Origin of the sequence: Delftia sp. DLF01, from assembly GCF_014852125.1 — a bacterium.
Lineage (GTDB): Bacteria > Pseudomonadota > Gammaproteobacteria > Burkholderiales > Burkholderiaceae_C > Comamonas > Comamonas acidovorans.
The window spans coordinates 1,366,280-1,391,070 of the sequence record NZ_JACVAZ010000002.1 but is presented as its reverse complement, the minus strand read 5'-3'; the positions used below and the strand labels follow the sequence as shown (position 1 = coordinate 1,391,070).

Here is a 24,791-nt window from a genome sequence, read left to right as displayed (position 1 = left end):
GGCCGTCAGCCCAGCAATCCGCGCACGCGTGCCGTGTTGACGGCGCGCGTGCGCGAGGACACGGCCAGCTTGCGGTAGATGTGCTTGATGTGGCATTCCACCGTGTAGCGCGACAGGTGCAGCTGCTCGGCGATCTCGCGGTTGGTCAGGCCGTCGGCCACCAGGCGCAGGATCTGGCTTTCGCGCGCGCTCAGCGTGGACTCGGTGCCGGTGCTCTCCGGCGTGGCGGGTGCCGCGCCCTGCAGCTCGGCGATCACGCGGCGCGCAATGAAGGGGTCGATGGGGGCGCCGCCGCGCAGCACGCTGCGGATGGACAGCGACACTTCCAGGTCGTCGCGTTCCTTGAGCACATAGCCGGTGGCGCCTGCGCGCAGCGCCGCGAGGATGGCGTCCTCCGTGCTCCAGGCCGAGATCACCAGGATGCCCACGGCCGGGTCTGCGCTGCGCATCTCGGCGATCAGGTCGATGCCGCTGCCGTCGGGCAGGCCCAGGTCCACCAGGGCCAGCGCCACGGGCTCGGCCAGGCAGGCGCGCGCCTGCGCCAGGGAGCCGGCGAACAGCAGGGCATCGGGCGTGTAGCCCAGCTGGCCCAGCACGGACTGCAGCCGCTGGCGGATCAGCGGCTCGTCCTCCACCACCAGCACCGGGGCCGGAAGCGTGGACTCTGGGACAAGCAGGTGGGCGGGCATGGAAAAGGCGTGCGCAGCGGCGGGCGTAAAAAGGGGCAGGATGGCCGCCCGACTGTGGGCGAAGCCCGCATCTTTGCATATCCCTGAAAACTGGTAATCGCGGGGGCGCGCGCCGCTGCGCCGTCCATAATTCCGGCCCGGGCCGCACGGGCGGACCCTGGCAACGACACCTACCGAAAGGACGCCGCCGCATGGCACGCGTACGTGACCCTGCTGGCTACGATGGCCAGCGTGAAATGATCCTCTCCCACGCCGCCCAGCTGTTCGCGCAGCGCGGCTATGCGGGCACCTCCATGAACGAGGTGGCTGCGGCCTGCGGCGTCTCCAAGGCCACGCTCTACCACTATGTGATCGACAAGCACGACCTGGCCGTGCGCATTGCCGAAGAGCATGTGCTGCGCCTCGAAGCCCTGGTCAACGACACCCTGCAGGCCCATGCCGATCCCGAGCAGCGCCTGCATGCGCTGATCCGCGGCTTCGGCCAGGAGTACGCCCAGGCCCAGAATGCCCACCGCGTGCTGACCGAGGACGTGCGTTTCCTGCGCGAGGAAGACCAGCAGCGCATCCTGGACGTGGAGCGCCGCGTGGTCGCGGCCTTTGCGCAGACCATTGCCCAGGTGCGCGGAGAACCTGCCGACAGCGCCCTGGGCAAGCCCCTGGCCATGCTGCTGTTCGGCATGATCAACTGGACCTTCACCTGGCTCAAGCCGGGCGGCACGCTGGACCATGACGCCATAGGCACCATGGTGTCCCAGCTGTTCTTCGGCGGCGTGCGCGCGGTCAGCGTGCCGGACGGCAAGAAGCCGCGCAAGGCCCGCCAGGCCTAGGCTCGGCCCGGTCCCTTACCACCTGCGCTGCACGACCACGAAGCGGTCGGCCACGAAGGCCAGCGTGGTGTAGCTGGCATTGGCCGCGGGATTGCCGCCCGTGGCGTGGAAGTCCGAGAAGCCTGCCGACTGGTTGACCATCACGCCCTGCGTGAGGTTGATGGACAGGGCCACGCGCGAGCGCAGCGCCGAGGCCGCCACCGCATCGACGAAGGCCGCATCCGTGGAGTACAGGCCCAGCGTCATCGCGCCATGCGCGCGCACGCTGCGCTCGGCCAGCTCGCGCGCGGCCTGGGCCGAGGGCACGGCCACCAGGTAGGAGACGGGGCCGAAGCATTCGCGCTCGTAGATGGCAGCGTCCGCCACGTCCAGCGCGCGCAGCGCGGGCGTGCGCACCTCGGCCTGCGGGTACTCGGGATGGGTGAGCTTTTGCGAGGCGCGCACGGCGCGGCCCACGGTGGCCGCCTGTTCCACGCGCTCCACGGTCTGCGCAGAGCCTATGGCGCCCAGCACGGTGAAGGCCACCTTGGGATCGGCCAGCAACTGGTCGATGGCGGCGGCCAGATCGGCGCCGACCTGCTCGAAGCTCTTGTGGCCCTGGTCAGTCTCTATGCCGCCGGCCGGAATCAGGAGGTTCTGCGTGGTGGTGCACATCTGGCCGCTGTACAGCGACAGTGACAGGGCCAGATTGCGCAGCATGCCTGCGTAGGCATCGGTGGACTCGATCACCACCAGGTTCACGCCGGCCATCTCGGCATACAGGCGTGCCTGCGGCGCGTTGGACTGCAGCCACTGGCCGAAGGCATTGCCGCCCGTGAAGTCGATGGAGGCCACGGCCGCATGCGTGGCCAGGGCCTGGGTCAATTCGGGCTTGTCGCTCACGGCCAGGGTGACGAGGTTGGGGTCCAGGCCCTGTTCGGTCAGCACATCACGCAGCACGCTCACGGTGAGCGCGGCCGGCAGCACGGCGTTGGGGTGGGGCTTGACGATCACGGGGTTGCCCGTGGCCAGCGCGGCGAACAGGCCCGGGTAGGTGTTCCAGGTCGGGAAGGTGGCGCAGCCGATGACCAGGGCCACGCCACGCCCCACGATCTCGAAGCGCTTGTGCAGCACGGCGGGCGCATGCTTGCCCTGGGGCTTTTCCCAGACGGCCTCGGCGGGCACGTCGGCCATGGCCTTCCAGGCCACGGCAATGGCTTCCAGGGCGCGGTCCTGGGCATGGGGGCCGCCGGCCTGGAAGGCCATCATCGCGCCCTGGCCCGTGGTCAGCATCACCGCATGCGCGATCTCGAAGCTGCGCTGGTGGATGCGCGTCAGCGCCTCCAGCAGCACGCCGGTGCGGCCCTGTGGTCCCAGCGCCTGCCACGCAGGCTCGGCCGCGTGGGCGGCATCCACCAGCGCCTGGGCATCGCACTCGGGGTAGCGGATGTCCAGGGCCACGCCATAGGGTGATTGCTCGGTGGCCACGCGGGCGCGTTCACCGGGCTGCTGCAGCGGATAGTCCTTGCCGAACAGCGCCTGCACGGCGGCATGGCCCTGGGCCTGGGCGGTCTCGCCATACACCTTGGGCGAGGGCGCCTCGGGGAAGGGCGACCAGTGGCCCCGGCGGGACAGGGCCTGCAGCGCGTCGTCGAGCAGGGGGCGGTGGCGTTCGTAGAGGGCGTGGGCGGGCATGGGATGTCTCCTGGGTTGGAATGTGGCGTCGCTATCAGGGTTAGTACCGGACAACAAGCCTTGTTGCTCAAGAAAGCTGCATCTTATAATCCTACCGTCCGGTCGGTCAATTATTCTGAACCCCTTGCCTCACGACGCCAGAACCCCGATGAACAAAGACCTGCGCCCCGCCCCCGGCGACCTCGACCCCATCGAAACCGCCAGCCGCGACGAGATCGCCTCGTTGCAGCTGCAGCGCCTGCGCTGGTCGCTGCAGCATGCCTACGACAACGTGCCGCACTACCGCCGCGCCTTCGACGAGAAGGGCGTGCATCCGTCCGACCTGCGCACGCTGTCCGACCTGGCCCGCTTTCCCTTCACCACCAAGAAGGACCTGCGCGAGAACTACCCGTTCGGCATGTTCGCCGTGCCGCGCCAGAAGGTGGCACGCGTGCATGCCTCCTCGGGCACCACGGGCAAGCCCACGGTCGTGGGCTACACGTTGAATGACATCGACAACTGGGCGAACCTGGTGGCGCGCTCCATCCGCGCGGCGGGCGGGCGGCCCGGCGACATGGTGCATGTGGCTTACGGCTACGGCCTGTTCACGGGCGGGCTGGGCGCGCACTACGGCGCGGAGCGCGCGGGCTGCACCGTGGTGCCCATGTCGGGCGGGCAGACCGAAAAGCAGGTGCAGCTGATCCAGGACTTCCGGCCCGACGTCATCATGGTCACGCCCAGCTACATGCAGGTGATCGTGGAGGAGATGCAGCGCCAGGGGATGGACCCGCGCGAGAGCTCGCTCAAGATCGGCATCTTCGGCGCCGAGCCCTGGACCGAGGCCATGCGCCGCGAGATCGAGGGCAAGGCGGGGCTGGATGCCGTGGACATCTACGGCCTGTCCGAAGTCATGGGCCCGGGCGTGGCCAGCGAATGCGTGGAGAGCAAGGACGGGCCGGTGATCTGGGAAGACCATTTCTATCCCGAGATCATCGACCCGGACACGGGCGAGGTGCTGCCTGACGGCAGCGAGGGCGAGCTGGTCTTCACGTCGCTGTCCAAGGAGGCCATGCCCATCGTGCGCTACCGCACGCGGGACCTGACGCGGCTGCTGGCGCCGACTTCGCGCAGCTTCCGGCGCATGGGCAAGATCGTTGGGCGCAGCGACGACATGATGATCATCCGCGGCGTCAACGTCTTTCCGACCCAGATCGAGGAAATCGTGCTGGCCAATGCCAGCCTCACGGGCCTGTACCAGATGCACATCAGCCGTGAAGGCCTGCTGGACACCGTCGAGGTGCACTGCGAGCTGCAGCCGCAGCGGCGCGGCCTGGGCGATGCCGAGCGCGGCGAGATCGCGCAGTGGGTGCAGCAGCGCATCAAGACCCTGGTGGGCATTTCCACGGCGGTGCGCGTCTTCGATCCCGACACCATCGAGCGCACGCAGACCGGCAAGGCCCGGCGCGTGTACGACAAGCGGCCGCGCTGAGGCACCGCCGGCCGTCGTCAACCATTTCATTGAAGGAGATCGCACATGTATACCCAGGCCATGGACACCATGGGCAAGGAAGCGGGCGATGGCGGCAAGGCCGTGCGCTCGGCCGACGAAATGCGCCTGCAGCAGCGCTTTGACGAGCGCATCGATGCCGGCGAATTCATCGAGGCCAAGGACTGGATGCCCGACAACTACCGCAAGACGCTGCTGCGCCAGATCAGCCAGCACGCGCACAGCGAGATCGTCGGCATGCTGCCCGAGGGCAACTGGATCAGCCGCGCGCCCACGCTCAAGCGCAAGGCCATCCTGCTGGCCAAGGTGCAGGACGAGGGCGGCCATGGCCTGTACCTCTACGCCGCCGCCGAGACGCTGGGCAGCAGCCGCGACCAGATGCTGCACGCGCTGCACACGGGCAAGGCCAAGTACAGCTCCATCTTCAACTACCCCACGCTGACCTGGGCCGACATGGGCACCATCGGCTGGCTGGTGGACGGCGCGGCCATCATGAACCAGGTGCCCATCTGCCGCTGCTCCTATGCGCCCTACGCGCGCGCCATGGTGCGTATCTGCCGCGAGGAGAGCTTTCACCAGCGCCAGGGCTACGAGGCGCTGCTGACCATGATGCAGCAGGGCACCGAGGCGCAGAAGGCCATGGTGCAGGACGCCGTCAACCGCTGGTGGTGGCCGTCCATCATGATGTTCGGCCCGCCCGACGACCAGTCGCCCAACAGCGCGCAGTCCATGCGCTGGGGCATCAAGCGCATCTCCAACGACGCGCTGCGCCAGAAGTTCATCGACGCCACGGTGGACCAGGCCAAGGTGCTGGGCGTGACCCTGCCCGACCCCGACCTGAAATGGAACGAGGCCCGCCAGGCCCATGACCATGGCCCCATCGACTGGGACGAGTTCTGGCGCGTGATCGCCGGAGACGGTCCCTGCAACCGCGAGCGCCTGGGCGCCCGCGTCAAGGCCTGGGACGAAGGCGCCTGGGTGCGCGAGGCCGCCCTGGCCCATGCCCGCAAGCAGACACAGAGAAACCAGACCCGCAAGGAGGCCGCATGACCGCCGTCGAACAGAACATCACCAACGAATGGCCGCTGTGGGAAGTCTTCGTCCGCAGCAAGGCCGGCCTGGACCACAAGCACTGCGGCAGCCTGCATGCGGCCGACCCGCAGATGGCGCTGCAGATGGCGCGCGATGTCTACACGCGGCGCCAGGAGGGCGTGAGCGTCTGGGTGGTGCGCTCGGACCAGATCGTGGCCAGCGACCCCGGCGACAAGGACATGTTCTTCGACCCGGCGCAGGACAAGGTCTACCGCCATCCGACCTTCTACCAGCTGCCGCCCTCGGTGGACCACATGTGAGCGGGGAGCTGCCATGAACGCCTCCTCCATCGCCATCGACGCCCGTCCCGAGGTGCAGTACCTGCTGCGCCTGGGCGATACCTGCCTGATCCTGGCCCAGCGCCTGGGCCAGTGGTGCGGCCACGCGCCCATCCTCGAAGAGGACATCGCCATGACCAACATGGCGCTGGACCTCGTCGGCCAGGCGCGTGCGCTGCTCACGCGCGCCGGCCAGCTCGAAGGCCGCGCGCACGACGAGGACCAGTTGGCCTTTCTGCGCGACGAGCGCGACTACTTCAACGCCACGCTGGCCGAGCTGCCGCGCGGCGACTTCGCCTTCACCGTGCTGCGCAACGCCATGGCCGCCACCTGGCTGCGCCTGATGTGGGAGCGCCTGGTGCACTCCAGCGACGCCGAGCTGGCCGCCATCGCCGCCAAGGCGCTCAAGGAAGCGCGCTACCACGAGCAGCACGCGGGCGACTGGGTGGTGCGCCTGGGCGACGGCACCGAGGAATCGCGCCAGCGCATGGAGGCGGCCCTGGCCCAGCTGTGGCGCTACGCGGCCGAGCTGTTCACCGACGACGCCACGGACGCCGCCGCGCGCGCCAGCGGCCTGGGTCCGGCCTGGTCCGAGCTGCGCGAGCCCTGGCAGGCCGAGATGGCTGCCCTGCTGCAGGAGGCCACGCTGGACATGCCGGCCGAATCCGCCTTCCGCAGCACGGGCCGCAACGGCGTGCACAGCGAGCACATGGGCTTCATCCTGGCCGAGATGCAGCACCTGCAGCGCGCCTATCCGGGCGGGGTGTGGTGATGGCTGCCGCACGGCTTGTGGCCGTCACATCCGGCTTGGCCGAGCGCGAGCGCCTGGCCTGGGCCGCGCTGCAGGACGTGCCCGACCCCGAGGTGCCCGTGATCTCGGTCTGCGAGCTGGGCATCGTGCGCGAGGTCCATGCCCTGCCCGAAGGCCAGGGCATGGAGATCGTGCTCACGCCCACCTACTCGGGCTGCCCGGCCACCGAGGTCATCGAGCGCAGCGTGCTCGAGGCCATCGAGGCCGCGGGCCTGGGCCCCGCGCGCGCCGTGCTGCGCCGCGCCCCGGCCTGGACCACGGACTGGATCAGCGACGACGGCCGGCGCAAGCTGCGCGAGTACGGCATCGCGCCCCCCGGGCGCTGTGGCGACTCCGGCCTGCCGGAAGGCACCTCGCCCATCCGCCTGGTGCGCCGCCGCCAGGGCATCGCCGTGCCCGAACCCGTTGCCTGCCCGCACTGCGGCAGCGCGCACACCGAGCGGCTGTCGGCCTTCGGCGCCACGGCCTGCAAGGCCCTGCACCGCTGCCTGGACTGCCGCGAACCCTTCGAACACTTCAAGCCGATATGACCACGACCACGATGTTCCACCCGCTGCGCGTGCGCAGCATTGCGCCCGACACGGCCGAGGCCGTGGTCGTCTCCTTCGACGTGCCGCCCGCGCTGCGCGAGGTCTTCGGCTTCACCCAGGGCCAGTACCTGACGCTGCGCCACCAGATCGACGGCCAGGACCTGCGCCGCAGCTACTCCATCTGCGCGGGCGTGGATGACGGCGAGCTGCGCGTGGGCGTGCGCAAGGTGCGCGGCGGCCAGTTCTCCAACTGGATCAACGAGCATCTGCGCCCCGGCGACACGCTGCAGGTCATGGCGCCCCAGGGCCGCTTCTTCGTGCCCATCGAGCCCGGGGCCGCGCGCCACCATGTGGGCATCGCCGGCGGCAGCGGCATCACGCCCATCCTGTCCATCATGAAGACCGTGCTGGCGCGCGAGCCCGCCAGCCGCTTCACGCTGATCTACGGCAACCGCCAGCTGCAGTCCACCATGTTCAAGGAAGAGATCGAGGACCTCAAGAACCGCTACATGTCGCGGCTGTCGCTGCAGCATGTGTTCTCGGACGAGCACACCGACCTGCCGTTGAACATGGGCGTGATGGACCGCAGCAAGATCGCCGAATTCCTGCAGGGCGTGGTGCCGGCCGCACACATCGACCATGTCTACATCTGCGGACCCTTCCAGATGAACGACGAGGCCGAGGCCGCCCTGCTGGCCGCCGGCGTGGCCGAGGAGCGCATCCACATCGAGCGCTTCGGCGTGGCCCTGCCGGCCGCAGGCCAGGGCACGGTGGGCGCCGTGGTGCACGAGGCCCAGCCCGGCGACGCCGCCACCGCCCGCATCACCCTGGTGCGCGACGGCCTCTCGCGCGAGATCCCCTTCACGCGCGGCCAGGCCAGCATCCTGGACGCGGCCTCCTCGGCCGGGCTGGAAGTGCCCTATTCCTGCACCTCGGGCGTCTGCGGCACCTGCCGCGCCAAGGTGGTCGAGGGCGAAGTGCGCATGGAGCGCAACTTCGCCCTCGACAAGAACGAAGTCGCCTGCGGCTTCGTGCTGACCTGCCAGGCGCATCCGCTGACCGAGCGCGTGGTGCTGTCGTTCGATGAGCGTTGAGGGCGCCTGCGTTCTGGCGCAGGGCAGGAAGACTCAGGGAAACAGTGTCGAAAGCATGTGCTTTGGCACTGGCAGCCCATCAGATGCTTCGATGAAGTGCAGACCCTTGGATGCGGGCTGTATGGACTGAAACGCGGAAGGAAAGCGCGGCAACTGCACATGGTGCTTGCTCTTGCATTCCTCGCAGGCGTGGAACTGCGGCTGGAAGACTTTGTTTTTATGGCTTCCCACGGGACCGTTGGCATCCCAGACGGCAAGCGATGCCTCGGTGGAAACCGGCTTGCACAGGTTCTTCCAGTCCAGTGCCCCGTGCACGACCATGTAGAAGCCAATCAGGTTGGAAACGAGGTCTTCCTGGCTGAATCCACTGTCTGTGAGGAGCGACATGGATGCCTGCAGGCTCTCGAAGCCCATGGAAACCTCCATGAATATGGCCAGGGCCACGGAGCGCTTCGCTGAAAGAGACAGGCCTTTCTTGACGAGATAGAACTTGGCAAATTCCTGGGTCAGGCCAAAGCGCCCCATGGATTGCTTGTATTGAATCAGATGGCTGTCGGAGTGACCGGGAATCCCGATGCCGCGCTCATGCAGTATGTCTTTCCAGAGATAGGCCGCACTGGCGTAGCGATTGCGATGGCTCTCGACCGATTGGAGGTGGCCCAGGTCAATCCATCCGCAGTTGCAGGTATAGATGAGTCTTCGGGGTATGTGGGATCTGCTGGACATGTTCAGTCGTAATGGGTGAGCGTGACTTTGCACAGCCCTGTTGCGATTGCCTGGGTGACCGCCAGTACGGCAACTTCGCCGGCCGATGACGCGTATTGCGCGTATTGGACAAGGCGCTCTCCCTCGGGGACAAACGATGCGGCGGCATTTTCGGCATCGATGGATCTCTGGTGGAAATCCTTCTGGCGCAGGTAGCTGGTGATGGCCGCAGTGGCCTCGGTGATGTCCTTGGCGCTGGTCTCGAAGGTCATCTCGGACTGCGGGGGCTTGTTGCCATCACCGACGGAGCCGAAGTAGGCGGGCTGCGCCATCGTCCCTGTCGCTGGCGCATTGCGTATCAGGGAAGAGATGCCTACGTAATATCTGAGCGATCCCCGCTCAGGCGAGTAGTCCTCCTGGGAGATGAGAAACCCATACACGGCCAACCAGGATGCGGATGCGGCAAAGACCAGGAGGACAAGGCCCAAGATAACGGATCTGAGTCGCATGGAAGAGATGGAACGGGTTCGGGGTGACAGCGGTCCAGATCCTAAATGAGCGGGCTGAAATCTTTATTTCAAAAGAGTAACTCTTTGAAATAGAGAATTTTCTGAATGACCCATTCGATATTTGACGGATTTCTCTTTGCGAAAGAGCAGACCGCGTCTGCCCCAGGAAAGCAAGCGGTCTGCCGGCGCAGGGAAACCATGCCCGGGGCAGGTTTCCTACTCGATGCCGATATCCAGCCGCGACACCAGTGCCCGGCCGTGTTCGTTCAGGCCTGTTACTTCGACCGTGCTGCCGTGCTTGCGCAGGCGCTGGCAGACCTTGTCCAGCGCATTGACGGCCGTGATGTCCCAGAAATGGGCGTTGGTCAGATCGATGCGCACGGGCCGGCCTTCGATGTCCCGCACGTCGAAGGCATCGACCAGCTGGTCGGCCGAGGCGAAGAAGACCTGGCCCGAGACGCGGTAGGTCAGGCCTGCATCGTCCTGCGTCTTCTCGACGGACAGCAGCCTTGAGACCTTGAAGGTGAAGAACACCCCGCTGAGCAGCACGCCGACGCCCACGCCGGCGGCTAGGTTGTCCGTGGCCACGGTGACCACCACGGTGGCCAGCATCACGGCGCTGGACAGCTTGGGATGCCTGAGCAGGGCGCGCGCCGATCCCCAGTCCAGCGTGGAGGCCGACACCATCACCATGATGGCCACCAGCGCCGCCACCGGCACCTGGGACACCCAGGGCTTGAGCAGCACCATCAGGATCAGCAGGAAGGCGCCCGCGAACAGCGTGGACAGCCGGCCGCGGCCGCCGTAGCGCACATTGCCCACGGTCTGGCCGATCATGGCGCAGCCGGCAATGCCGCCGAACAGGCTGGCCGCGATGTTGGCCACGCCGATGCCGCTGCACTCGCGGTTCTTGGAGCTGGGCGTGTCCGTGAGTTCATCGACCACGCTGGCCGTCATCATGGACTCCAGCAATCCCACCATGGCGATCGCCAGCGCGGGCAGGGCGATCAGGCGCAGCGTCTCCAGCGACCACGGCACCTGCAGCAGCCCGAAGCTGGGCAGGCCGTCCGGCAGCAGGCCCAGGTCGGCGACCGTCTTCAAGGGCAGGTCCAGCCAATGCGCCGCCACCGTCAGCACCACGATGCAGACCAGGGGCGAGGGCACGGCCGTGGTCAGCCGGGGCAGGCCGTAGATGATCAGCAGGCCGGCACCCACCATGGCCCAGGTGGCGGCATTGGCGCCGATCAGGTGCGGCATCTGGGCCGAGAAGATCAGGATGGCCAGCGCATTGACGAAGCCCGTGCGCACCGAGCCCGACACATAGCGCATCAGCACGCCCAGGCGCAGCACGCCGAACAGGATCTGCACGGCCCCCGCAAGAATGCCGGCCGCAAAAAGGTATTGCACGCCATGCGCATGCACCAGCGGAGCGGCCACCAGGGCGACCGAGCCCGCTGCCGCCGACACCATGGCCGGGCGCGCGCCCGTGAAGGCGATGACGATGCTGATGATGAAGGAGGCGAACAGCCCGACGGCGGGATCGACCCCGGCCACGAAGGAGAAGGCGATGACCTCGGGGATCAGCGCAAAGGTGGCCACGGCGCCGGCCATGAGCTCGCGCGGAATGCTGGGCGCCCATTCGGCGCGAAAGGGATGGGGGTGTTTCGACATGGAAATGGCCGGCCCCGCCGCGCTGGGTGTGACAGGGCGGGGCAGGATTTTGTAGACGGGAATGAACATGCCGGGTGTCGGGCGATGCCCGAAACCTGGCGGCTTGTACGGTTCGACCGTGCTACGGCGGCGCCAGGCGGGTGCAGCCCGAGCGCCGGCTCTGCGAGCCGCGCGCGATGCGGGCCAGCGTAAAGCTGTGAAGGCGTGCGGCATCCCGGCTGCGCGCTTGGCGAGCCTCGGGTTGACGGTGCCGGTGGACTGAAATCACGGGCGCGATTGTACGAGGGGGTGCTGCCTGTCGTGGGATGGACCCCTGGCCGCAATCAGTCGTAGTGCGCCATGGTGGCGCGGTAGCGCACAGGGCCTTGCTCGGCCGATGAGGCCTGCACCACTTCCACGTAGACGACTTGGCCCGAAGCCGCCGTGTACCTGGCATGGCGAACGCGCCGCCCCATGCCGTAGGAGGGGCCGGGCGTTTCGTCGTCCGCACTCCGGGAATAGCCTTTGCCGAGCAGGTAGGCATCGAAGGCGTGCGTGGCGGGGCCAATGCTTGCGAACTCCACGTCATAGGACACCAGGCCGTGTGGCGGCTTGTTGCCGTCGCCCACGGTGCCGAAGTACTCCGCCTTGCCCAGCGCGCCCACCAGGGGCGCATGGCGCACCAGAGACGAGATGCCGATGTAGTAGGTGAAGCTGCCGGGCTCGGGCGTGTAGTCCTCCTGCGAGATCAGGCACAGGGCTGCAGCCAGCCAGCCGAACACGGCCAGCGGCAGGCACAGGACAAGACTCCACAACAGGGTTCTGGCACGCGGCAGGGGCATGGGATTTGTCGTCGGGCGCCTGGAAAAACAAAACCCGCTTTCCGGGGAAAGCGGGTCTGGATGCTCAAGAACCTTGATGGTCCGAATCAGAACGGAATGTCGTCATCCATATCGTCAAAGCCCGAGGCTGCGCGCTGGGGCGGGGGTGCCATGGGCGCAGGAGCGGGGCGCTGGGGAGGAGCCTGGCGCGGTGCGGGCGCTGCCATGGGGGCAGGGGCCGGGCGGCGCTGTTGCTGCTGCTGGGGAGGGGCGTCGTAGCCACTGTCGCCGTAGCCTTCATCGCCGTAGCCGCCGCCTTGCTGGCCACCGCCGCCGCCCTGGCGGCTGCCCAGCATCTGCATGCTGTCGGCACGGATTTCGGTGGCGTAGCGTTCCTGGCCGCTGGCCTGGTCGGTCCACTTGCGGGTGCGCAGGCTGCCTTCGACATAGACCTGGCTGCCCTTGCGCAGGTACTGGCCCACGATTTCGGCCAAACGGCCGTTGAAGACCACGCGGTGCCACTCGGTGGCTTCCTTGTTCTCGCCGGTGTTCTTGTCGCGCCAGCGGTCGGTGGTGGCGATGGTCACGTTGGCCACCTGATCGCCACTCGGGAAGGTGCGCATTTCGGGGTCGCGTCCGAGGTTGCCGACGATGATGACTTTGTTGACGGATGCCATGAGTGAAATACCTTTACATAGGGAAGTGGCCCGGGCATAGAGGGATGGATCCCGGGCCAGACGCGCCATTGTGCCGCAAGCCGTCCGCCGATGGCAGGGGGCGGATATCCCGTGGCAACCGCCTGTGGTGGCGGCTTGTAACCGTCTGAAAATCCGCCGTTCAGCCGTGGCGGCCCACGGGGCGCAGCGGCCAGGTGACGACCAGCCACAGCACGGCCAGGACGCTCGTCAGGGTGAACAGGCCCGGCATGCCGGCCCATTTGGCGACGGCGCCGCCCAGCGCGCCGCCTGCGAACAGGCCCAGCGATTGCAGCGTGTTGTAGGCGCCCAGCGCCGCGCCGCGCAGCGGGGCCGGCGCCATGCGCGAGACCAGGCTGGGCTGGGTGGCCTCCAGCGCGTTGAAGCCGCAGAAGAACACGAACATCAGCACGGCCATGGCCCACAGTGGCGGCTGCGCGCCGCCGGCCGCCAGCAGGCCCAGGCCGATCTGCACGAGGGTGATCAGGGCGATGGCGCCCAGCAGGGCCGCGCGCAGGCGCCCGCGCCGCTCCATGGCGAACAGGCCGCCCATGGCGGCGAAGGACAGCACCACGGCCGGCAGGTAGACATGCCAGTGCGCCTGCTTGTCCAGGCCCGCCTGCACCAGCATGGCGGGCACGGCCACCCACATGGACATCTGCACGGTGTGCAGCACGAAGACACCCAGGTTCAGGCGCACCAGATCGCCGTGGCGCCACAGCTCGGCCATGCGGCCGCGCGGCTGGTCGGCGTGGCGCGCGGGCTCGGGCGGGACGACCCAGAGCACGACTGCAATGCCCGCCAGCGCCAGGGCGCAGGTCAGGCCGAAGATGCCAGGCAGCCCGCCCCAGGCAGCCAGCAGGGGGCTGAGCACCAGGGCCAGCGCGAACATGAGTCCGATGCTGCCGCCCACCATGGCCATGGCCTTGGTGCGCACGCTGTCGCGCGTGAGGTCGGCCAGCAGCGCGGTCACGGCAGCCGAGACGGCGCCCGCGCCCTGCAGGCCCCGGCCCCACATCAGGCCCAGCAGCGAGTCGGCCGTGGCCGCCAGCAGGCTGCCCGCGGCAAAGACCAGCAGCCCGGCGACGATGACGCGCTTGCGCCCGAACCGGTCCGAAGCCAGGCCCAGGGGCAGCTGGAACACGGCCTGGGTGAGCCCGTACAGGCCCATGGCCAGGCCGATCATGGCCGGATCGTCACCGCCCGGGTACTTGCGGGCCTCCAGCGCGAACACCGGCAGCACCAGGAACAGGCCCAGCATGCGCAGCGCAAAGATCAGCGCCAGGCTGGCGCTGGATCGGCGTTCCTGCGGGGTCATGCGGCCCGATGCGGCCGAGGAGGGGGCTGGCGCCTGGGCGCCGTGGACGGGTGTGGGGGAATCGAGCACGGGGTGCACTGTTGTGGGGGCAAGCAATCCGCCATTCTCGCCCATAGGCCGGCGCTGCGGGGTGGCTGGGTTATGCAAGGCAGTGCAAGACAGTTTTGTGAAGGGGCGCCGCAGAAGGCCCTGCCGCCCCGCAGACCGAGCCGCCATGCGGTGGCACGGGTTCTGACCTATCATGGCGGGTTCGCCTTCGCAGGGGTTTTCCCGATGCCTGGTTCCCACACGATTTCCGAAGACGGCGGCCTGGACCGGGCCGCCGACTCCCGCTCCCAGCCCGACGGCCGCTACCTTGGCCTGGCGCTGGCGCAGTCACGCATCGCCATCCGCGGTGCGCGCACGCACAACCTCAAGAACATCGACCTGGACATTCCGCGCAACCGGCTGGTGGTGATCACCGGGCTGTCGGGCTCGGGCAAGTCCAGCCTGGCTTTCGACACGCTGTATGCCGAGGGCCAGCGCCGCTATGTGGAGAGTCTGTCGGCCTATGCGCGCCAGTTCCTGGGGCGGCTGGACAAGCCCGATGTGGACCTGATCGAGGGCCTGTCGCCCGCCATCAGCATCGAGCAGAAGGCCACCAGCCACAACCCGCGCTCCACCGTGGGCACGGTGACCGAGATCAACGACTACCTGCGCCTGCTGTTCGCACGCGCCGGCACGCCCTACTGCCCCGACCACAACCTGCCGCTGCAGTCCCAGACCATCAGCCAGATGGTGGATGCGGCCCTGGCCCTGCCCGAGGACACGCGCCTCATGGTGCTGGGGCCGCTGGCGCGCAACAAAAAGGGCGAGTTCGCCGAGCTGTTCGCGCAGATGCAGGCCCAGGGCTATGTGCGCTTTCGCATCGACGGCAAGATCCACGAGTCCCATTCCCTGCCCGCGCTGGAGAAGAACGAGCGCCACGACATCGACGTGGTGATCGACCGCCTCAAGGTGCGCGCCGACGCCCAGCAGCGCCTGGCCGAGAGTTTCGAGGCCGCCCTGCGCGCGGGCGGCGCCGACGCCGGCGGCCGCGTGATCGCCCTGGAGATGGACAGCGGCAAAGAGCACCTCTTCAGCGCCAAGTTCGCCTGCCCGCTGTGCAGCTATTCGCTGCCCGAGCTGGAGCCGCGCCTGTTCTCGTTCAACTCGCCCATGGGCGCCTGCCCGGGCTGCGACGGCCTGGGCTGCACGGAGTCCTTCGACCCCGAGCGCGTGGTCGCCTTCCCCACGCTGAGCCTGGCCAGCGGCGCCGTCAAGGGCTGGGACCGGCGCAACGGCTACTACTTCTCCATGCTGGAGAGCGTGGCGCGCCACTATGGCACCGATGTGGAGCTGCCCTTCGAGGAGCTGCCCGAGAAGGTGCGCCATGTGGTGCTCTGGGGCTCGGGCGAGGAGGAAATGCCCTTCAGCTACGTCTTCGACAGCGGCGCGCGCAAGGGCGAGTCCATGGTCAAGAGCCATCCCTTCGAGGGCATCATTCCCAACATCACGCGGCGCTGGCGCGAGACCGAATCCAGCGTGGTGCGCGACGATCTGGCGCGGCTGCGCAGCGTCGCCGTCTGCCCCGACTGCGGCGGCACGCGGCTGCGCCGCGAGGCGCGCTTCGTGCGCATTGGCGAGGGCGAGCAGGCACGCGCCATCTACGAGGTGGGCCACGCCACGCTGGCCGAGGCCCATGCCTGGTGCGCGTCCCTGCAGCTGTCGGGCGCCAAGGCTGAGATCGCGGGCAAGGTGGTGCGCGAGATCGCCTCGCGCCTGCTGTTCCTCAACGACGTGGGCCTGAGCTACCTGAGCCTGGAGCGCGGCGCGGACACCCTGTCCGGCGGCGAGGCCCAGCGCATCCGCCTGGCCAGCCAGATCGGCAGCGGCCTGACGGGCGTGATGTATGTGCTGGACGAGCCCAGCATCGGATTGCACCAGCGCGACAACGACAAGCTCATCGGCACGCTGCAGCACCTGCGCGACATCGGCAACAGCGTCATCGTGGTCGAGCACGACGAGGACATGATGCGCGCGGCCGACCAGATCATCGACCTGGGGCCCGGCGCGGGCGTGCATGGCGGCCGCGTCATGGCCCAGGGCAGCTACGAAGAGGTGCGCGCCAACCCCGATTCACCCACGGGCCGCTACCTGGCGGGCACCCAGCGCATCGAAGTGCCTGCGCGGCGCACGCCCTGGCAACCCGTGCTGGAGGCAACGGCCGAGGGCGAGGCCCGGCCAGCGGCCAAGGGCTTCCCTGCCCGCACCCAGCAGCCCCCCGCCAATCCCGACAACGCAACCGCCCCCGGCGCGCCGCAACTGCAGGCCCTGCGCGTGGTGGGCGCACGCGGCCACAATCTCAAGGGCGTGACGGCGGACTTTCCCGTGGGCCTGCTGACCTGCGTGACCGGCGTCTCGGGCTCGGGCAAGAGCACGCTGGTCAACGACACGCTCTATACCGAGGCCGCGCGCCAGATCCACCGTGCCGGCGGCGAGGCTGCGCCGCACGACGACATCATCGGCATGGGCCATTTCGACAAGGTCATCAATGTGGACCAGTCGCCCATAGGCCGCACGCCGCGCAGCAACCCGGCCACCTACACGGGCCTGTTCACGCCCATCCGCGACCTGATGGCCGAGACCAACACCGCCAAGGAGCGCGGCTACGGCCCCGGGCGCTTCTCGTTCAACGTGGCCGGCGGCCGCTGCGAGGCCTGCCAGGGCGACGGCGTGGTCAAGGTGGAGATGCACTTCCTGCCCGATGTCTATGTGCCCTGCGACATCTGCAACGGCCAGCGCTACAACCGCGAGACGCTGGAGGTGCAGTGGAAGGGCCGCAACATCTCCCAGATCCTGGAGATGACGGTGGAGGACGCCCATGCCTTCTTCAAGGACGTGCCCACCATCGCCCGCAAGCTGCAGACCCTGCTGGACGTGGGCCTGTCCTATATCCGGCTGGGCCAGAGCGCGACCACGCTGTCGGGCGGCGAGGCGCAGCGCGTCAAGCTGGCCCAGGAACTGTCCAAGCGCGACACGGGGCGCACGCTCTACATCCTGGACGAACCCACGACGGGCCTGCACTTCGCCGACATCGCCCTGCTGCTCAAGGTGCTGCAGCAGCTGCGCGATGCGGGCAACACCATCGTGGTCATCGAGCACAACCTGGACGTGATCAAGACGGCCGACTGGATCATCGACATGGGCCCCGAAGGCGGCTCGGGCGGCGGCCAGGTGGTGGCCACGGGCACGCCCGAGGACGTGGCGGCCAACCTGGCCAGCCACACGGGGCGCTATCTGCGGCCCTACCTGGAGGCAGCGTCGGCTCCCGCGCAGGCCAAGCCAGGCCGCAAGAACGCAAAGTGAGGCCGGCCATGGACAGCAGCATCCGTGATTTCGTGGTGGTGGGCGCGGGCATGGCCGGTGCCTCGGTCGCCTGGCAGCTGGCGCGCGATGGCGGCGCCTCGGTGCTGGTGCTGGAGCGCGAATCCCAGCCTGGCTACCACAGCACGGGCCGCTCGGCCGCGCTGTATGAGGAGCACTATGGCCCGCTGCAGGTCCAGGCGCTGACGCGGGCCAGCCGCGCCTTCTACGAGCAGCCGCCGCAGGGCTTTGTGCAAGCGCCCATCCTGGCGCCGCGCGGCGTGCTCTATGTGGGCACGGCCGCGCAGAAGGACCTGCTCGATGCCGCCCATGCCGAGGCGCTCCTGCACTCGCCCCAGGCGCGGCGCCTGGGCCCCGATGAACTCAAGGCCCTGGTGCCCTGCCTGAACACCACGCTGCTGGTCGATGGCTTTGCGGACGACGGCGCGCGCGACATCGACGTGCATGGCCTGCACCAGGGCTTCCTGCGCGGCCTGCGCCAGTGCGGCGGCGAGCTGCGCTGCAGCGCCGAGGTCCGTGCGCTGGCGCATGACGCAGGTGTCTGGACCGTGGACCTGGCCGACGGCAGCCGGGTGCGTGCGCGCTGCGTGGTCAACGCGGCCGGCGCCTGGGCCGATGCGCTGGGCGCGCTGGCGGGCGCAGCGCCCATCGGCCTGGTGCCCAAGCGGCGCAGTGCCTTCACCTTTGCCGTGCCCGAAGGCATGGACGCCGCGCACTGGCCCGCCGTGATCAGCGCCGACGAGGGCTTTTACTTCAAGCCCGATGCAGGCCAGCTGCTGGGCTCGCCCGCCAACGCCGACCCCGTGGCGCCGCAGGACGTGGCGCCCGAGGAGCTGGACGTGGCCACGGGCATCTGGCGCATCGAGGAAGTGACCACGCTGCAGATCCGCCGCCCCTCCCACACCTGGGCCGGGCTGCGCAGCTTTGTGGCCGACGGCGAGATGGCCGTGGGCTGGGATGCCTCGCCTGCGCCGCTGCCGGGCTTTTTCTGGGTGGCCGCCCAGGGCGGCTACGGCATACAGAGCGCCTTCGGCTACAGCCTGCTGGCGCGCAACCTGCTGTGCGGCGAGCCGCTGGATGTGCGCCTGGCCGCGCAGGGCGTGCAGCCTGAACGGCTGTCGCCCGCGCGCTGTCAGCGCCCCTGAGGCTCAGAGCGGCGAGCGCCGCGCAAAGCGCACCACGGTCACGCCCGCGCGCGCCTGGCGCACCGAGGGCATGACCAGCACGCAGTCGCCATAGGGCGTGATCACCGGCTCGCCATCGTTGTCGCCGATCACCGTGCCGGCCTTCTCGAAGCGCTCCAGCCCCGTGAACGGCGCCGTGAAGCGAAAGCCGCTGCTCTTGGCCACCACGGGCGCCGTGACTTCCAGCGCCCACTGGGCCGGTGCGTCGGCCTGCTTCCAGCCGGGCAGGGCGGCTTGCAGCGCGCTGTTGTCGAAGATGGCGGCCACTTCGAGGAAACGCAGGCACTGGTCGTGCGCCACGTCGCGGCTGGCCAGATCGCCGTGGAAGCCGCATTCGATCAGCAGCGAGCGCGAGTCGCCGGCCTCGGCGTCGGGCAGGCCGAAGCGCCCGTAGTCGCGCAGCCGCGTGCCGTCCTTGTGGCCGGCATCCACGACGATGTTCGCCGGCGCGCCCATCTGGCGTGCCAGATCGCGGTTGCGCGGCTGCATGCCGGTCAGCAGCAGCGGGGCCGAGGGCTCGTGCATGGAATGCAGGTCCAGCAGCCAGTCGGCCTGCTGCACGAAGGGGCGCAGCGCGGCGGCGCGGCGGCGCTCGCGGGTGCTGCCCTCGTCGATGCGTGCGTCTATCCACTGGCGGTTCATGTCCTCGTCCACGAAGCGCGAGGCATCGTGGCTGGCCGCGTCGAAGCGGTCGAAGGCATCGAGGTTGGCCAGCACCAGGGTCAGGCGGCCGTTGTCCAGCGCCAGGCCGTTGTTCAGGGCCTGAAGCAGCCCGGACACGGCCCAGGCGCCGCAGATCTCGTTGCCGTGCACCAGCGCGGAAATCATCACGTGGCGGCCCGGGCGTCCCGAGTCGAATTGCCACACGCCCTCGGTACCGGTATTGCCCGCGCGCCAGGCGCTCAGGTCGGGCAGGGGGAGGTCAAATTGCAAAGCGTCCATGGCTGGCTCAGTTCTCGATGTGGGCAAACTGGACGATTTTTGTGTACTTGGCGATCTCGGCGTTGATGTACTTGCCGGCATCCGTCTTGGGATCGGCCACCACCGAGCCTGCCTCTTCCATCTTCTTGCGGAACTCGGGCGAGGCCATGGTCTCGTCCAGCGCCTTCTTGACCTTGGCGGCCACGGGTGCGGGCAGGCCCTTGGGCGCCATCAGCGCGAACCAGACGTTGATGTCCACGTTCTTGTACTGGGGCAGCTCGGACAGGGCCGGGATGTCGGGCGTGATGGCCGAGCGCTTGGCCTCCGTCGTGCCCAGGGCGATGACCTTGCCCGCGCGGATCTGGGGCAGGCCCGAGGACAGCACGAACATGCCGAACTCGATGTTGTTGCCCACCAGGTCCGTGGTCAGGGGCGCCACGCCGCGGTAGGGGATGTGGGTCATGTGCAGCTTGCCCTGCTCCTTGATCATTTCACCGGCCAGGTGCAGTGCCGTGCCCACGCCCGAGCTGCCGTAGCTGAACTTGCCCGGGTTCTTGGCCACCAGGGCGCTGAACTCGGCGGCTGTCTTGACGCCGGCCTTCTGCGAGGCCACCAGCACCATGGGCTGGGAGCCGATCATGCCGATGGGCGTGAAGTCGCCGATGGAGTACTTGATGCTCTTGTTGATCAGCCGTGCGATGGCCAGCTCGTTGTTGGCGCCCACGAACAGCGTGTAGCCGTCGGGCGTGGCCTTGACGGCCTTTTGCGCGCCGATGGCGCCGCCGGCGCCTCCCAGGTTCTCCACCACCACGGGCTGGCCCAGGCGCAAGGCCAGGCCATCGGCCACGAAGCGGCCCACCAGGTCGGTGCTGCCGCCGGCGGGGTAGCCCACGATCATGGTGATGGCGCGGTTGGGGTAGCTGGCGGCGTCGTCGGCGAAGGCGCTGCCGGTGGCGGCGATCAGCAGGCCGCAGGCCAGGGCGGTGCGGCGCAGGAGGGAGTTGCTGGGCATGGGGTTATTCCTGAAATGTATGAGATTGATTGTGCGAAGGACTACCCAGGCATTTGGTGCTGATTCGGCACGAGGCGGAGCCATTGCAGCACCAAAACCCGCTTGTTCCACAGCGCGGTGCGGGTTTGCACCAGGAGGGCGCACGCATGCACCCATCAGGCGCCCGTGATGTCGCTCCAGAACTGCTCGGCCGCGGGGCCCAGGTGGCGCTTGGGACGGTACAGGCGCACGTCGAAGTGCACTTCCAGGCCCGGGTCGCCGGCCACGGCCAGGCGGCCGGCCTGGCAGTCGCCGCGCACCATGGACCACGGCATCCAAGCCAGGCCCAGGCCGCGCAGCACGTATTCGTAGTGGGCGTCGGCCGAGTCGCAGTCCACGCAGCGGCGCAGGCGCGGCGCCAGCGGATGCCGGGCCAGGTGGTCTTCCACCAGGCGGCCCAGGGCCATGCTGTGCGAGAAGGCCAGGTAGGGCACGGGAGCGACGGGCTGGTGGCTGGCCGACAGCTCGTACAGCGGACGGCCCTGGGCATCGGCGCGGGCCACGGGCACCAGCCTGTCCTGCATCACCGTCAGGTAGCTGAACTGGCGACCGTCCAGGCGCACGCCAATGGCGGCGTGGTGGTAGACCAGCGTGAAGCTGACTTCGCCGCGCTGCAGCATGGCCACGGTCTCGTCCAGCGTGCGTGTGACCACGCGCAGCTCGGCCGTCTGCAGCACGCTGCCGTGGCGCGTCAGCCAGTCGGCCACGATGGTGCGCGCCAGCGTGCGCCCCGTGGCCAGGGTGATCACGCGGGCCTGGCGCCCGGCCACGGCCTGCAGTTCATCGTGCGACTGGGCCAGCGTGCGCACCAGTTGCTCGGCCGTATCGCGGAAGGCTTCGCCGGCCGGCGTCAGCCGCACGGGGCCGCCACCGGGCTCGACCAGGGGCGTGCCGGCCCAGGCCTCCAGCGCGCGGATGCGCCGCCCGAAGGCCGGATGGGTGACATGGCGCAGCTCGGCCGCGCGCGTGAAGCTGCGCTCCTGGGCCAGCAGCAGGAAGTCTTCCAGCCATTTGCCTTGCATGGCCGGGCTTCCCTGCCGTCTCAGGCAGCGGCTGCGTCTTGCAGCGTCTGGCGCGTGGCCTGGGCGGCGGTGCGCGCGGCGGCAGCGAAGTCGTCGCCTTGCGATGCATAGAGCACCGCACGCGAGGAATTGATGATGATGGGGCCGCCGCCGATGCGCGCCGCCTTGACCGTGGCCACGGCATCGCCCCCCTGGGCGCCCACGCCGGGAATCAGCAGCGGCAGCGAGGGCGCGAATTCACGCACGCGCTCGATTTCCTGCGGGCGCGTGGCGCCCACCACCAGGCCGAGCTGGCCGTTGGTGTTCCAGGGCCCCTGGGCCAGGCGCGCCACATGCTCGAACAGGTGGGGCTGGCCCGGCAGGTCGGCCAGGCGCTGCGCCTGCAGGTCGTCGCCGCCGGGGTTGGAGGTGCGGCACAGCAGGAAGGCGCCCTTGCCCTCGTACTGCAGGTAGGGCGTGATGGAGTCGAAGCCCATGAAGGGCGACAGGGTCACGGCATCGGCGCCGTAGCGCTCGAAGGCTTCCTTGGCGTATTGCTCGGCCGTGGAGCCGATGTCGCCGCGCTTGGCGTCCAGGATGATGGGCACATGGGGGGCGACGGCGCGCATGTGGGCCATGAGCTTTTCCAGCTGGTCTTCGGCGCGGTGGGCCGCGAAGTAGGCGATCTGGGGCTTGAAGGAGTTCACCAGGTCGGCCGTGGCGTCGACGATGGCGGCGCAGAAGTCGTAGATTTTGCTTGCATCGCCGCGCATGGCCGCAGGAAAGCGGCTGGGTTCGGGGTCCAGGCCCACGCACAGCATGGATTGGTTCTGGGCGGTGGCATTGCGCAGCATGTCGAGAAAGGTCATGGGGCGCGATTTTAGCGATCGGCCCTTCCCGGGGCCTGTCGCCGGGCATCCAGCGGGCCTGGCGGCCCGCGGGCACAATCGGCGGCCTATGCCTGCCTTCACCGCCCGACAAATCCTTTTGCTGATCGCGCTGACCCTGATCTGGGGCATCAACTGGCCGGTGATGAAGCTGGGCGTGCAGCATTTCCCGCCGCTGAGTTTCCGCATGGCCTCGATGTGGGTGGGACTGCCCATCCTGGCGGCCTTCGTGGTCTGGCGCCGCCTGCCGCTGGCCGTGCCGCGTGCCTATTGGCCCCGGCTGGCGCAGCTGACGCTGTTCAACATGGTGCTGTGGAACAGCCTGATCATCATTGCCATCCCCATGCTGTCCAGCGGGCGGGCGGCCATCCTGGGCTACACCATGCCCATCTTCTCGGCCGTGCTGGGCAGCCTGTTCTTCCATGACCGGCTGGCGCCGCGTGCCTGGGCGGGTGTGGCGGCGGCCTTGGCGGGCGTGCTCCTGCTGCTGTGGCACGAGGTCGGCGCCCTGGGCAGCCGCCCCATCGGCGTGGGCCTGATGCTGGCCGCCGCGCTGAGCTGGGCCTTCGGCACGCAGAAGCTGCGCCGCGCCGAGGTGCCCGTGCCCCTGCTGACGATGACGCTGTGGATGGTGGCGCTGACCGCGCTGACGCTCACGGTGCTGGCCTTCGTCTTCGAGCGCCACCTGTGGCACTGGCCCGACGCCCAGGCCACGGGTGCCATCGTCTTCAACGGCGTGCTGGTGCTGGGCTTTGGCCAGACGGTCTGGTTCTTCCTGGCGCGCAGCCTGCCGCCCGTGGCGTCCACGCTGAGCGTGATGATGATCCCCGTGCTGGGCGTGTTCAGCGGCGCCTGGTGGCTGGGCGAGGTGCTGCACTGGCAGGACTGGACGGCCGTGGCGCTGATGGTGGTGGCCATCGCCTCGGTGCTGTGGCCGGCGCGCGGCCGCTGAGGGCAAGCAGGGGAAGGTCGGGAGAAGAAGACGCAGCCTGACTGCGCACACGGGCGCAGTCAGGCCGCAGGGCCTCAGCGTTGCGCCGTGGCCGGGGCGCCCAGCAGGCGCTGGATGTCGATGTTGTTGGGCAGCGCGTAGTCGTGGCTGCGCACGATGCGGCTGTCGTCGGTGCGAACCAGCTTCAGGCTCACATAGGTGTACTTGGCAGCCGCCGAGTACGTGCCCACCAGGACCAGGGCCGCATTGTGGTTGCGGGCGATGTCCTTGATCTCGCGCGACAGCAGCAGCTCGCCCGTGCCTTCCTTGACGTACACATCGCCGCGCAGCTTCAGCTCCTTGACGTTGTAGCCCTTGGCGGACAGCTGGGAAGCGTACAGCTCGCTGAGCGTGCGGCCCAGGGGGGCCGAGCGCGTCAGGTCGTTGACGTTGACCACGGTGGCCACGAGCACGGGCGCCTCGCCCAGTTCCTCGGTGTTCAGGCCCTTGACCAGCTCGTCCACGGCAGCGCGGCTGCTGGCGATGAAGGGGTTGGCTGCGGCCGACTGGTAGGTGGGCTCGCCGCGGCGCGCGGCCGACGATTCGGGCGTGGTCGCGGGAGCGGGCACGGCGCAGGCGGACAGCAGGGCCGCCGCAGCCAGTGCGGCAGGCAGGAGGGGCGTGCGCAGTGTCATTGGCCCACCACCTTCAGGTTCTTGGCGGGGAATTCGGGGCGCTCGTCCTCGGCCGTGAACAGCACGGCGTCGCTCTTTTCGAGGTAGTAGACGTCGGTCTTGCGCGCCAGGTACTGGTTGTTGCGCACCACCGTCGTCGTCAGCACGAGTTCGGGGTTGGGCAGGCGCTTGCCGTGGCGCACGACCTGGGCGCCATAGCTCACCTGCAGCTGGGCCTGGGCCGGCTGCTGCATGACGGTCACGCCGCTTTGCACGAGCTTGGTGATGATCAGCTCACGAAAGCCCTTGTCGAACTGGCTGGGCTCGGCCGGCAGGGCCACGTGGACCGGCGTGGTGCGCTCGATGCCGGTCTTTTGCAGTGTCTCCAGCGTCTTGGCGACGACATCGTTGGCCACGGAGTCCCAGTGGCCGGCAGCGCCGATCTTGGGCTGGGCCGTGGCTTCGAAGTAGCTGGTCATCGGTGCATTGACGCAGCCCGCCAGGGCCAGGCAGAGGCCCGCCAGGGCCAGGCCGCCAGCGGATTTGAACGATCGCATG

The 24,791-nt window shown here is 68.8% G+C and carries 24 protein-coding genes; 10 read left to right on the top strand and 14 right to left on the bottom strand.

All coding sequences use genetic code 11. From position 1 onward, the window contains the following. Positions 1-5 precede the first annotated feature (5 nt). On the bottom strand, positions 6-689 hold the full coding sequence (locus IB269_RS14755; RefSeq protein WP_016449578.1) for a LuxR C-terminal-related transcriptional regulator: 684 nt from the start codon (positions 687-689) through the stop codon (positions 6-8). A 191-nt stretch (positions 690-880) separates the two neighbouring features. Between IB269_RS14755 and IB269_RS14750 the strand changes: the two genes are divergently transcribed. After that, positions 881-1,516, top strand: a complete 636-nt coding sequence (locus IB269_RS14750; RefSeq protein WP_034389704.1) for a TetR/AcrR family transcriptional regulator — start codon at positions 881-883, stop codon at positions 1,514-1,516. A gap of 15 nt (positions 1,517-1,531) precedes the next feature. Here IB269_RS14750 and paaN read toward each other — a convergent pair whose 3' ends face one another. After that, complete coding sequence (paaN, locus tag IB269_RS14745; protein ID WP_192367474.1) at positions 1,532-3,190, bottom strand: phenylacetic acid degradation protein PaaN; 1,659 nt, start codon at positions 3,188-3,190, stop codon at positions 1,532-1,534. 148 nt (positions 3,191-3,338) lie between these two features. On the opposite strand from paaN, the gene paaK reads away from it, so the two are divergent. The 6 genes from paaK to paaE are packed head-to-tail and all read left to right on the top strand — an operon-like array spanning position 3,339 to position 8,481. Further along, positions 3,339-4,658: a phenylacetate--CoA ligase PaaK gene (gene paaK, locus IB269_RS14740; RefSeq protein ID WP_192367473.1), complete on the top strand. Its 1,320-nt coding sequence runs from the start codon at positions 3,339-3,341 to the stop codon at positions 4,656-4,658. A gap of 45 nt (positions 4,659-4,703) precedes the next feature. Next, complete coding sequence (gene paaA, locus IB269_RS14735) at positions 4,704-5,726, top strand: 1,2-phenylacetyl-CoA epoxidase subunit PaaA (RefSeq protein WP_012202742.1); 1,023 nt, start codon at positions 4,704-4,706, stop codon at positions 5,724-5,726. After that, the gene (gene paaB / locus IB269_RS14730; protein ID WP_012202743.1) at positions 5,723-6,028 is read left to right on the top strand and encodes a 1,2-phenylacetyl-CoA epoxidase subunit PaaB; all 306 of its coding nucleotides are present in this window, start codon (positions 5,723-5,725) and stop codon (positions 6,026-6,028) included. Before paaA ends, paaB begins: the two co-directional genes overlap by 4 nt. Before the next feature lie 13 nt (positions 6,029-6,041). Then, on the top strand, positions 6,042-6,818 hold the full coding sequence (gene paaC / locus IB269_RS14725; RefSeq protein WP_192367472.1) for a 1,2-phenylacetyl-CoA epoxidase subunit PaaC: 777 nt from the start codon (positions 6,042-6,044) through the stop codon (positions 6,816-6,818). Beyond that, entirely contained in the window at positions 6,818-7,387 is a 570-nt protein-coding gene (gene paaD / locus IB269_RS14720) for a 1,2-phenylacetyl-CoA epoxidase subunit PaaD (RefSeq protein WP_192367471.1), read from the top strand. Before paaC ends, paaD begins: the two co-directional genes overlap by 1 nt. Then, on the top strand, positions 7,384-8,481 hold the full coding sequence (gene paaE, locus IB269_RS14715; protein WP_013804628.1) for a 1,2-phenylacetyl-CoA epoxidase subunit PaaE: 1,098 nt from the start codon (positions 7,384-7,386) through the stop codon (positions 8,479-8,481). The genes paaD and paaE overlap by 4 nt, the downstream gene beginning before the upstream one ends. Positions 8,482-8,514: 33 nt before the next feature. On the opposite strand, the gene IB269_RS14710 is transcribed toward paaE, so the two are convergent. The 6 genes from IB269_RS14710 to IB269_RS14685 all read right to left on the bottom strand — a co-directional run bounded on the left by IB269_RS14710 (position 8,515) and on the right by IB269_RS14685 (position 14,179). After that, the gene (locus tag IB269_RS14710) at positions 8,515-9,207 is read right to left on the bottom strand and encodes a hypothetical protein (RefSeq protein WP_016449342.1); all 693 of its coding nucleotides are present in this window, start codon (positions 9,205-9,207) and stop codon (positions 8,515-8,517) included. 2 nt (positions 9,208-9,209) lie between these two features. Further along, on the bottom strand, positions 9,210-9,518 hold the full coding sequence (locus IB269_RS29055; RefSeq protein WP_225614104.1) for a hypothetical protein: 309 nt from the start codon (positions 9,516-9,518) through the stop codon (positions 9,210-9,212). A 393-nt stretch (positions 9,519-9,911) separates the two neighbouring features. After that, positions 9,912-11,366 carry a SulP family inorganic anion transporter gene (locus tag IB269_RS14700; RefSeq protein ID WP_225614103.1) on the bottom strand — a complete coding sequence of 485 codons (1,455 nt, stop codon included), beginning with the start codon at positions 11,364-11,366 and terminating at the stop codon, positions 9,912-9,914. Between the two features lie 323 nt (positions 11,367-11,689). Then, complete coding sequence (locus IB269_RS14695) at positions 11,690-12,187, bottom strand: hypothetical protein (RefSeq protein WP_043790915.1); 498 nt, start codon at positions 12,185-12,187, stop codon at positions 11,690-11,692. Between the two features lie 86 nt (positions 12,188-12,273). Next, positions 12,274-12,843: a single-stranded DNA-binding protein gene (ssb, locus tag IB269_RS14690; protein WP_013804622.1), complete on the bottom strand. Its 570-nt coding sequence runs from the start codon at positions 12,841-12,843 to the stop codon at positions 12,274-12,276. 160 nt (positions 12,844-13,003) lie between these two features. Further along, positions 13,004-14,179, bottom strand: coding sequence for an MFS transporter (locus IB269_RS14685; protein WP_043796511.1), 1,176 nt, complete (start codon positions 14,177-14,179; stop codon positions 13,004-13,006). A gap of 273 nt (positions 14,180-14,452) precedes the next feature. Here IB269_RS14685 and uvrA point away from each other — a divergent pair, with 273 nt between their 5' ends. Continuing rightward, complete coding sequence (uvrA, locus tag IB269_RS14680) at positions 14,453-17,566, top strand: excinuclease ABC subunit UvrA (protein ID WP_099752183.1); 3,114 nt, start codon at positions 14,453-14,455, stop codon at positions 17,564-17,566. A gap of 8 nt (positions 17,567-17,574) precedes the next feature. After that, positions 17,575-18,729 (top strand): NAD(P)/FAD-dependent oxidoreductase, encoded by a 1,155-nt coding sequence (locus IB269_RS14675; RefSeq protein WP_192367468.1) that lies wholly within the window; start codon positions 17,575-17,577, stop codon positions 18,727-18,729. A 3-nt stretch (positions 18,730-18,732) separates the two neighbouring features. Here IB269_RS14675 and IB269_RS14670 read toward each other — a convergent pair whose 3' ends face one another. The 4 genes from IB269_RS14670 to pyrF all read right to left on the bottom strand — a co-directional run bounded on the left by IB269_RS14670 (position 18,733) and on the right by pyrF (position 22,610). Further along, complete coding sequence (locus IB269_RS14670) at positions 18,733-19,710, bottom strand: succinylglutamate desuccinylase/aspartoacylase family protein (RefSeq protein ID WP_192367467.1); 978 nt, start codon at positions 19,708-19,710, stop codon at positions 18,733-18,735. A 7-nt stretch (positions 19,711-19,717) separates the two neighbouring features. Next, on the bottom strand, positions 19,718-20,701 hold the full coding sequence (locus tag IB269_RS14665) for a Bug family tripartite tricarboxylate transporter substrate binding protein (protein ID WP_192367466.1): 984 nt from the start codon (positions 20,699-20,701) through the stop codon (positions 19,718-19,720). Between the two features lie 155 nt (positions 20,702-20,856). After that, a complete protein-coding gene (locus IB269_RS14660) occupies positions 20,857-21,762 on the bottom strand; it encodes a LysR family transcriptional regulator (RefSeq protein WP_012202755.1) in 906 nt (301 codons plus the stop codon). A gap of 20 nt (positions 21,763-21,782) precedes the next feature. Then, the gene (gene pyrF, locus IB269_RS14655) at positions 21,783-22,610 is read right to left on the bottom strand and encodes an orotidine-5'-phosphate decarboxylase (protein ID WP_012202756.1); all 828 of its coding nucleotides are present in this window, start codon (positions 22,608-22,610) and stop codon (positions 21,783-21,785) included. An 88-nt stretch (positions 22,611-22,698) separates the two neighbouring features. On the opposite strand from pyrF, the gene IB269_RS14650 reads away from it, so the two are divergent. After that, positions 22,699-23,580 (top strand): DMT family transporter, encoded by an 882-nt coding sequence (locus IB269_RS14650; protein ID WP_034389732.1) that lies wholly within the window; start codon positions 22,699-22,701, stop codon positions 23,578-23,580. Between the two features lie 74 nt (positions 23,581-23,654). Here IB269_RS14650 and IB269_RS14645 read toward each other — a convergent pair whose 3' ends face one another. Beyond that, entirely contained in the window at positions 23,655-24,254 is a 600-nt protein-coding gene (locus IB269_RS14645) for a FlgO family outer membrane protein (RefSeq protein ID WP_012202758.1), read from the bottom strand. After that, the gene (locus tag IB269_RS14640) at positions 24,251-24,790 is read right to left on the bottom strand and encodes a hypothetical protein (protein WP_012202759.1); all 540 of its coding nucleotides are present in this window, start codon (positions 24,788-24,790) and stop codon (positions 24,251-24,253) included. The genes IB269_RS14645 and IB269_RS14640 overlap by 4 nt, the downstream gene beginning before the upstream one ends. Position 24,791: the final 1 nt, after the last annotated feature.

What these genes read in the sequence shown, in the direction of transcription:
- IB269_RS14645 (WP_012202758.1), bottom strand. Translation starts at nt 24,254, where the DNA reads ATGACACTGCGCACGCCCCTCCTGCCTGCCGCACTGGCTGCGGCGGCC.
- paaC (WP_192367472.1), top strand. Translation starts at nt 6,042, where the DNA reads ATGAACGCCTCCTCCATCGCCATCGACGCCCGTCCCGAGGTGCAGTAC.
- IB269_RS14750 (WP_034389704.1), top strand. Translation starts at nt 881, where the DNA reads ATGGCACGCGTACGTGACCCTGCTGGCTACGATGGCCAGCGTGAAATG.
- paaD (WP_192367471.1), top strand. Translation starts at nt 6,818, where the DNA reads ATGGCTGCCGCACGGCTTGTGGCCGTCACATCCGGCTTGGCCGAGCGC.
- paaA (WP_012202742.1), top strand. Translation starts at nt 4,704, where the DNA reads ATGTATACCCAGGCCATGGACACCATGGGCAAGGAAGCGGGCGATGGC.
- paaB (WP_012202743.1), top strand. Translation starts at nt 5,723, where the DNA reads ATGACCGCCGTCGAACAGAACATCACCAACGAATGGCCGCTGTGGGAA.
- IB269_RS14755 (WP_016449578.1), bottom strand. Translation starts at nt 689, where the DNA reads ATGCCCGCCCACCTGCTTGTCCCAGAGTCCACGCTTCCGGCCCCGGTG.
- IB269_RS14660 (WP_012202755.1), bottom strand. Translation starts at nt 21,762, where the DNA reads ATGCAAGGCAAATGGCTGGAAGACTTCCTGCTGCTGGCCCAGGAGCGC.
- ssb (WP_013804622.1), bottom strand. Translation starts at nt 12,843, where the DNA reads ATGGCATCCGTCAACAAAGTCATCATCGTCGGCAACCTCGGACGCGAC.
- paaK (WP_192367473.1), top strand. Translation starts at nt 3,339, where the DNA reads ATGAACAAAGACCTGCGCCCCGCCCCCGGCGACCTCGACCCCATCGAA.
- IB269_RS14640 (WP_012202759.1), bottom strand. Translation starts at nt 24,790, where the DNA reads ATGCGATCGTTCAAATCCGCTGGCGGCCTGGCCCTGGCGGGCCTCTGC.
- IB269_RS14695 (WP_043790915.1), bottom strand. Translation starts at nt 12,187, where the DNA reads ATGCCCCTGCCGCGTGCCAGAACCCTGTTGTGGAGTCTTGTCCTGTGC.
- uvrA (WP_099752183.1), top strand. Translation starts at nt 14,453, where the DNA reads ATGCCTGGTTCCCACACGATTTCCGAAGACGGCGGCCTGGACCGGGCC.
- IB269_RS14665 (WP_192367466.1), bottom strand. Translation starts at nt 20,701, where the DNA reads ATGCCCAGCAACTCCCTCCTGCGCCGCACCGCCCTGGCCTGCGGCCTG.
- IB269_RS14685 (WP_043796511.1), bottom strand. Translation starts at nt 14,179, where the DNA reads ATGACCCCGCAGGAACGCCGATCCAGCGCCAGCCTGGCGCTGATCTTT.
- IB269_RS29055 (WP_225614104.1), bottom strand. Translation starts at nt 9,518, where the DNA reads ATGGCGCAGCCCGCCTACTTCGGCTCCGTCGGTGATGGCAACAAGCCC.
- IB269_RS14650 (WP_034389732.1), top strand. Translation starts at nt 22,699, where the DNA reads ATGCCTGCCTTCACCGCCCGACAAATCCTTTTGCTGATCGCGCTGACC.
- IB269_RS14675 (WP_192367468.1), top strand. Translation starts at nt 17,575, where the DNA reads ATGGACAGCAGCATCCGTGATTTCGTGGTGGTGGGCGCGGGCATGGCC.
- IB269_RS14710 (WP_016449342.1), bottom strand. Translation starts at nt 9,207, where the DNA reads ATGTCCAGCAGATCCCACATACCCCGAAGACTCATCTATACCTGCAAC.
- IB269_RS14700 (WP_225614103.1), bottom strand. Translation starts at nt 11,366, where the DNA reads ATGTCGAAACACCCCCATCCCTTTCGCGCCGAATGGGCGCCCAGCATT.
- IB269_RS14670 (WP_192367467.1), bottom strand. Translation starts at nt 19,710, where the DNA reads ATGGACGCTTTGCAATTTGACCTCCCCCTGCCCGACCTGAGCGCCTGG.
- pyrF (WP_012202756.1), bottom strand. Translation starts at nt 22,610, where the DNA reads ATGACCTTTCTCGACATGCTGCGCAATGCCACCGCCCAGAACCAATCC.
- paaN (WP_192367474.1), bottom strand. Translation starts at nt 3,190, where the DNA reads ATGCCCGCCCACGCCCTCTACGAACGCCACCGCCCCCTGCTCGACGAC.
- paaE (WP_013804628.1), top strand. Translation starts at nt 7,384, where the DNA reads ATGACCACGACCACGATGTTCCACCCGCTGCGCGTGCGCAGCATTGCG.